The sequence below is a fragment of the Stenotrophomonas sp. NPDC077421 genome (genome assembly GCF_049545505.1).
GTDB classification, from domain to species: domain Bacteria; phylum Pseudomonadota; class Gammaproteobacteria; order Xanthomonadales; family Xanthomonadaceae; genus Stenotrophomonas; species Stenotrophomonas nematodicola.
The window spans coordinates 1-1,800 of sequence record NZ_JBMWDP010000083.1; the positions used below are offsets into that span (position 1 = coordinate 1).

A 1,800-nucleotide genomic window follows, 5' to 3' on the forward strand; every position below is an offset into this window, starting at 1 on the left:
CGCCCGCCCAGTACGCCGCACAGTTGGCTGGAAAGAGAGATACCATCAGCACCGGACTCTAAACCCGCCCACTACTCAAGCCGGGGGGACGTCGGGGGTCCCCTTCAAGGCTGATCCTTATCTGATAGTTCTCCATGCGAGCAAGAAATCCCCTTAGACCTTCTTGCGACCCCACACGCATCGTCTTCGACAGATCATGATCGAAGTGCTCGTAGGCCACCCTAAGTGCCGAAGAAGCGTCCTCACCAGCTCCTCCAGCACATGTCTTTTCAGCACTGGCAAATGGGATAACCCCCATGAGAAGCGCAGCGAAACCAAGACAGTAAACTCTATGCATCCCTGTGCCCTCCCGGCTACTTGCATCCACATCTATCGCCCGGCTTCGGCTCGACCAGTGGCATGCCAGTCGACCTATACCAACTTGATGCAGCGGCTGAAAGACTCGAACGGCTTCTAGAGTTCCTTCTTCCACACATGGGAGAAAGTGCCGAATTCAATCTCGATCTCACCTGAGTGATCAAGCACGATTCGGTGCCTGAAGCGGCCAGGCGAAACGATTGAGAACTCGTGAACCAACACGTCCGCATGCAGATGTGTATCTGAGTCTGTTTCCTTGAAGAGGTACGAAGAGACATCGCCGTACCGCAATGTGGTTTTTCCTTGGAACATCTGATCAATGAAGCTCAGCTCGACGGACGAAACAACATTTGAGTACTTCCCGTCGTACTTCTTGTCAAGAATCGCTGACAGCAGCCTGGCGTCATGGAGTGTCTTGGTTCCACTAAGGGCATAGGATTCCCAATCAGTCGAATAGTCTCCAAGCGGCTGCGGCATCAGGTGCGCAACACTTCTGATGTACTCAAAATACTCGGAAAAATCCCAAGTTGTTCCGTCGAAATGGATTCTATCCAGCTTTATCACATCGCCTCACATCCAGGATACCCTGGAATATTCTCGCAAACTCTGTCTGGGCTCGGGGCAGTCATTTCAATCAGGGGCCCTATAGGTGGCCATCCTTTGAAGAATGATTTAAGTCGTGAAGCTCTCTGTGATGCTCTTCTAGCGGTTATTCCAGCCCGACGGGAGTAGTCATCCGAGATAGTATTACATTGAGCTTCCACACCATCGGGTAGACCATTGGGAGCGCCCTTGTGCCCATGCTTATTGAGCCATCCATCAGGTCCATATACGCCAGCCTCTACGCCTTTTGAATTGTGGACATGAATCTCAAATGAAGCGTTCCCGCCATAGTTAAAGGTATCGACTCGCCCCCAGAAGCCGTTACCGAGATCCACTGTAGCCAGATCCAACGAATCAACGAAGTTAATCGGATTGCCCATAACATACGCATAGCTATTGAGGCCACCGCTTAACCCAATCGGATCGCTCTGCACATACCTCGCAATGCTCGCATCGTAGTCGCGGAAGCCGTTGTACCAAAGCCCCGACTCCGCATCGTGGTACTGTCCGGGGAAGCCGATGTTCAGTCCGCCAATATCATCCTGCTGAACACTTCGTCCATATGCATAGTTGTATGCCTTCCAGACCGTCTGCCGCCCTGCGTTGGTCACGAAGTCCGGCCGGCCAAGGTGATCGGTATGGACGACGTTCAACTGTCCGTTTCGCGCCAGGCCCGCCAGCTCGCCATCGAACCAAAGGTAGTTGGTCCAGGTGCTGTCGGTCAGCTCGGACATCAACTGGTTCTAGCCGGCATAGTAGTAGCGGCTGGTGGCGTTGACGGCGGTGGTAACCGCCGTAGTGGCACCGATGTTCATGTCCTTCCCCTGGAACGCCCCTCAT

The 1,800-nt window shown here is 53.4% G+C and carries 2 protein-coding genes; both read right to left on the reverse strand.

The window, feature by feature from the left end; genetic code table 11:
* Nucleotides 1-453 precede the first annotated feature (453 nt).
* Nucleotides 454-921 carry a hypothetical protein gene (locus ACPEH1_RS20530; RefSeq protein WP_166472390.1) on the reverse strand — a complete coding sequence of 156 codons (468 nt, stop codon included), beginning with the start codon at nt 919-921 and terminating at the stop codon, nt 454-456.
* Entirely contained in the window at nt 918-1,694 is a 777-nt protein-coding gene (locus ACPEH1_RS20535) for an RHS repeat-associated core domain-containing protein (RefSeq protein WP_423716316.1), read from the reverse strand. Before ACPEH1_RS20535 ends, ACPEH1_RS20530 begins: the two co-directional genes overlap by 4 nt.
* Between the last annotated feature and the right edge of the window lie 106 nt (nt 1,695-1,800).

Bases quoted from the DNA above. Each gene is read 5' to 3' on its own strand.
- ACPEH1_RS20535 (WP_423716316.1), bottom strand. From the start codon at position 1,694: ATGTCCGAGCTGACCGACAGCACCTGGACCAACTACCTTTGGTTCGAT.